6 protein-coding genes are annotated in these 4,320 nt (G+C 60.6%); 1 reads left to right on the top strand and 5 read right to left on the bottom strand.

The window, feature by feature from the left end; genetic code table 11:
- Positions 1-18: 18 nt before the first annotated feature.
- Complete coding sequence (locus LDK53_RS22585) at positions 19-621, bottom strand: helix-turn-helix domain-containing protein (protein WP_225288132.1); 603 nt, start codon at positions 619-621, stop codon at positions 19-21.
- Between the two features lie 42 nt (positions 622-663).
- Between LDK53_RS22585 and LDK53_RS22580 the strand changes: the two genes are divergently transcribed.
- Complete coding sequence (locus tag LDK53_RS22580) at positions 664-1,353, top strand: B3/4 domain-containing protein (protein ID WP_047959503.1); 690 nt, start codon at positions 664-666, stop codon at positions 1,351-1,353.
- 53 nt (positions 1,354-1,406) lie between these two features.
- Here LDK53_RS22580 and lsrG read toward each other — a convergent pair whose 3' ends face one another.
- The 4 genes from lsrG to LDK53_RS22560 all read right to left on the bottom strand — a co-directional run.
- Positions 1,407-1,700: a (4S)-4-hydroxy-5-phosphonooxypentane-2,3-dione isomerase gene (gene lsrG, locus LDK53_RS22575; protein WP_008503162.1), complete on the bottom strand. Its 294-nt coding sequence runs from the start codon at positions 1,698-1,700 to the stop codon at positions 1,407-1,409.
- Entirely contained in the window at positions 1,697-2,584 is an 888-nt protein-coding gene (lsrF, locus tag LDK53_RS22570; RefSeq protein ID WP_225288131.1) for a 3-hydroxy-5-phosphonooxypentane-2,4-dione thiolase, read from the bottom strand. The genes lsrG and lsrF overlap by 4 nt, the downstream gene beginning before the upstream one ends.
- An 11-nt stretch (positions 2,585-2,595) precedes the next feature.
- Positions 2,596-3,597 (bottom strand): autoinducer 2 ABC transporter substrate-binding protein LsrB, encoded by a 1,002-nt coding sequence (gene lsrB, locus LDK53_RS22565; protein ID WP_025759587.1) that lies wholly within the window; start codon positions 3,595-3,597, stop codon positions 2,596-2,598.
- A partial coding sequence (locus LDK53_RS22560) for an ABC transporter permease subunit (protein WP_225288130.1) occupies positions 3,594-4,320 on the bottom strand: 727 nt, incomplete at its 5' end. The genes LDK53_RS22560 and lsrB, both read right to left, overlap by 4 nt.

Below are 4,320 nucleotides of genomic sequence, written 5' to 3'. Positions count from 1 at the left end.
GCGCCACCGGGCTGCTTTTTATCGGTGAAACTCCGCAACCGTCATGGTGAAGCGAAGTACGGTATTGCCTTCATTGGCATAGCCGTGCGCGGCTTCCGTTTTCGCCACTGCCGACGCCCCGGCGGCCACCTGCGTCACCGTCTCGTCCACCGTCAGCGTTAACACTCCCTCATTCACGTGCAGCAGCTCAAACGTGCCTGCCGGGTGTCCCGAAGAGCTAAAACGCTCTCCCGGCTGCATCTCCCACTGCCATAGTTCAATCATATCCGGGCCCGCGGTGCCTGCCAGCAGTCTGGCGTAACCGCCCTGTGTGCCCTGCCACAGCACCGGAATCGCGGCTTCTTCGATAACGTGCACCTGCGGCTCGCTGGAGACGTTAACGATATCCGCCACTGAGATACCGAGCGCGGCGGCCAGCTTGCACAAAATGGCGATGCTGGGGTTGGCTGCGCCCTTTTCGATCTCCACCAGCATGCCTTTGCTGACGCTGGCGCGGCGGGATAGCTCATCCAGCGACAGTTTTTTCTCTTTGCGCCAGTTGCGTATGCGGTTCGCGACGGCCAGGCTTACCTGGGCGATATCGGCCCCCTGCTCAGTCATTATATTGACTTTATCAGTCATTGGTCACTACCATGGTATAAAACAGTCAATACAGGATTATTTATGTCTCTCGTTACGCCGTCAATAGACTCGCGTCTTGCCGGGATTGCCCCAGGCTTTCGGGCGCTGAGCATTCTGGTTGAAGCTGCGCCGATTACCCACCCGGAAGTGGCGACCGCCGCGCTGGCGCAGGCCTGCCAGCAGATGCTTAATGATGATGTGCCCTGGGCTGATGCACACCTATCAGGCTGGGATGAGGTGTTTAAAGCCTTCGGTGCGAAACCGAAACGCACGCCCTGCTCGGCATCCGCCCTGCGTAAGCGGGTCCTGAAAGACGGATCGCTGCCGCCGCTGGATCCGGTGGTGGATATCTATAACGCGGTGAGCATTCGCTACGCCATTCCGGTTGGCGGCGAAAATCTCACGGCGTATTCAGGCGCGCCGCGTCTGACGCTGGCCGACGGCAGCGAGCCGTTTGATACCTTCAAAGAGGGACAGCCGGTGGTGGAACATCCGGAACCGGGCGAGGTTATCTGGCGCGACGATCTCGGCGTCACCTGCCGCCGCTGGAACTGGCGCCAGGGGATACGGACGCGTCTGGACAGCCAGGCGCACACCATGTGGTTTATTCTTGAAAGCCTGCCGTCGATGCCGCTTGCAGCGTTGGAAGAGGCGGGTGCGGAGTTGGTGGATAGCCTGCAGCGGCTGATGCCGGGAGCCAGGTCTCAGGTTCAACTGCTGGCGCTGTCCTGAACAACGCCGGGTGGCGCTACGCTTACCCGGCCTACAAACCTTTATAACGCCTGTTACTCTGGCAACAACCCAACAAAACTGCGTTTTTTGCGCGGTTCGGACATTAACTCTTCAAGCTTATCCACGCACGCCAGATAGTGCGGAGTTTGCTTGTGCGCCAGCACCGCCTCTTCGTCTTTATAGGCCTCGTAGATAAAGAACCGGGTTTTCACCCTGGGGTCCTGCAATACGTCAAAGCGCAGATTTCCGGGCTCCTGAATCGCCCCCTCGTGGTTGGCGCGAAACACCTCCAGAAACTCGTCCACCCGCTCGGGCTTAATGTTGATTTCAACCAGCGTCACGTTCATTTTGCTTCTCCCTGTTTCTCTTCCTGCCAGAACTGGAACGCCTCCCGGGCGTTCATGTTCTCGTGAACCACTTTCTTCACCGCTTTCAGCATGGCGAGCGGCGCGCTGGACTGGAAGATATTGCGTCCCATGTCCACGCCGGAAGCCCCCTGATCAATCGCGCGCCAGCACATCTCCAGCGCCTCGTGCTCCGGCAGCTTTTTGCCACCCGCGATGACGATCGGGACCGGGCAGCTGGCAGTCACTTTTTCAAAGCCCTCGTCCACATAGTAGGTTTTGACGAACTGCGCCCCCATTTCGGCGGCGATGCGACTGGCGAGCGAGAAATAGCGCGCGTCCCGCGCCATCTCTTTCCCGACGCCGGTCACCGCCAGCGTCGGCATACCGTAGCGCGCCCCGGCGTCCACCAGCTTGATGATGTTGTTGATCGACTGATGCTCAAACGGGCTTCCGATATAGACCTGCGCCGCCACCGCGCAGACGTTCAGGCGCAGCGCGTCCTCCATCGCCACCGCCACGCACTCGTTGGAGAGCTCACCCAGAATCGAATTCCCCCCGGAGGCACGCAGCACCACCGGTTTGTTCGTCGCGGCTGGTACCTGGCTCCTGAGGATGCCGCGGGTACACATCAGCACGTCGGTTTCGCCGAACAGCGGCGCGATGGAGAGATCGATACGCTCAAGGCCGGTAGTCGGCCCCTGAAAATAGCCCTGGTCAAAGGCCAGCATCACCGTGCGGTTGCTTTGCGGGTTAAAGATGCGCGCCAGCCGCGACTGCATTCCCCAGTCCAGCGAGCCGCAGCCTTTCAGGGTGAACGGCACATTTTGCTGCGGCGTGCCGATGCCAAAATCCTTACCGTCTTTGATGTCGTCTAAATCAGCCATTTGCTCCCCCGTCAGAAATCGTATTTGTTGATGTTCTCTTTGGTGAACACCACGCGCTCCGGCAGCAGCACGATGCCGTTGCCCTTCGCCTCATACTGGTAGCCCTGCACGCTGTTCGGCTCGACCTTCAGCGCCCCGATGTTTTTTACGTCCACGCTGTCGCCAACGTTAAGATCGCCTTTTTTCAGCAAACGATCGGCGACATTGACCGCAATTTTGCCCTGTTGTACGACATCCCACAGACCGAAGGCTTTCACCGTGCCGCGCTCCACGTACGGGCGCATCACGTTCGGCGTGCTGAACCCGACAATCGCTACCCCTTCCCGCTTCAGGTTTTCTGCCGCCTGGGCGGCGGCGGGAAGTGCGTTGGCGTCCGGCGCGATGATGGCATCCAGATCCGGATACGCTTTTAAGATCCCCTCGGCAGTCTGCAGGGATTTGGTGGCGTCGTTATAGCCAAACTGCGTGGTCACGATCTGCCACTGGGGATGGTCTTTCTCAATTTTGGCCTTCGCCTCTTTTACCCACTGGTTCTGGTCGGTAACGGTGGGGCTGGAGTAGAAGAACGCCACTTTGGCATTCGGTTTGGTGACCTGCTTGCCCGCCATCTCCACCAGCAGGCCGCCGAGCTGTTCCGGCGTCCCCTGGTTGATGTAGATGCTGCGGCACTCCGGTTTGGTGTCGGAGTCCCAGGTCAGGACCTTGACGCCACGCTGCATCGCGCGCTTCAGCGCCGGGCAGAGGCCGTCCGGCGACACGGCGGAGACAATAATCGCGTTATAGCCCTGGTTGACGAAGTTATTGATGAGCTGCACCTGACCGGAGACGCTCGGCTCGGTGGGGCCGTCGTAGGTGACGTCCACGCCAAGATCTTTCCCCGCCTCTTTCGCACCGTTGCCGCCGCTGGTGAAGAAGCCGACCCCCACCAGTTTCGGGATAAAGGCAATGCGGTCCGCGGCCTGCGCCGAGGCGAAGCTGAGGGCCATTGCCAGGACGAGCAGTTTTGTTTTCATCTTACGCTCCGGGTAGTTTTCAGGAAGATATTGCGCACCCATTCACGGTGCAGACTCAGCGACCGTCCCATCACCACCACAACCAGCAGCGCCCCTGACAGCGCGCTCGACACCTGGTTGGGGATGCCGACCATCTGTAAACCCTGTTGCAGGTAGCCCACCAGCAGCGCCGCCAGCGCCGTACCGACAACCGAACCTGACCCGCCGTAGATACTGGCCCCGCCGAGCACGGCGGCGGTGAGTGCGGGCATCAGCAAATCGCGCCCCAGATCCGAACGCGCAGAGCCGAAATAGGAGACCATCACCAGCGCGGCAATGGCCGAGGCCACGCCCACCAGGCCGTACAGCGCGTAGGGCATGCCGTTCACCGACAGCGCTGCGTAGCGCGCCGCGCGCGGGTTCTGCCCGATCAAGAACAGATGACGGCCAAAGCGCCCGCGGTGGGCAATCAGCCAGAAGAAAACGGTCATCACCGCGAACAATACCAGCGGGAGTGGCAGGCCAAGCACCGTGAGGTTAGCGAACGCGGTAAAACTGTCCGGGAAGCCGCCAATCCCCTCATAGCCCGTCGCTCCCGCCATGCCGGAGAGCAGCAGCGCCCCGCCGCCGTAGAGGTAGAGCGTGCCGAGGGTGATAACCAGAGGACTAATGCCGGTGTAGTGGATCAACGCCGCATTCAGTAGTCCGCACAGCAGGCCCAGCAGCAGCGTCAGAGGAATGGCA

Source organism: Enterobacter sp. K16B (assembly GCF_020216105.1).
In the GTDB taxonomy this organism is placed as follows: Bacteria; Pseudomonadota; Gammaproteobacteria; order Enterobacterales; family Enterobacteriaceae; genus Enterobacter; species Enterobacter sichuanensis.
The sequence above is the reverse complement of the archived record's forward strand: the minus strand, read 5'-3'. Positions and strand labels throughout refer to the sequence as shown.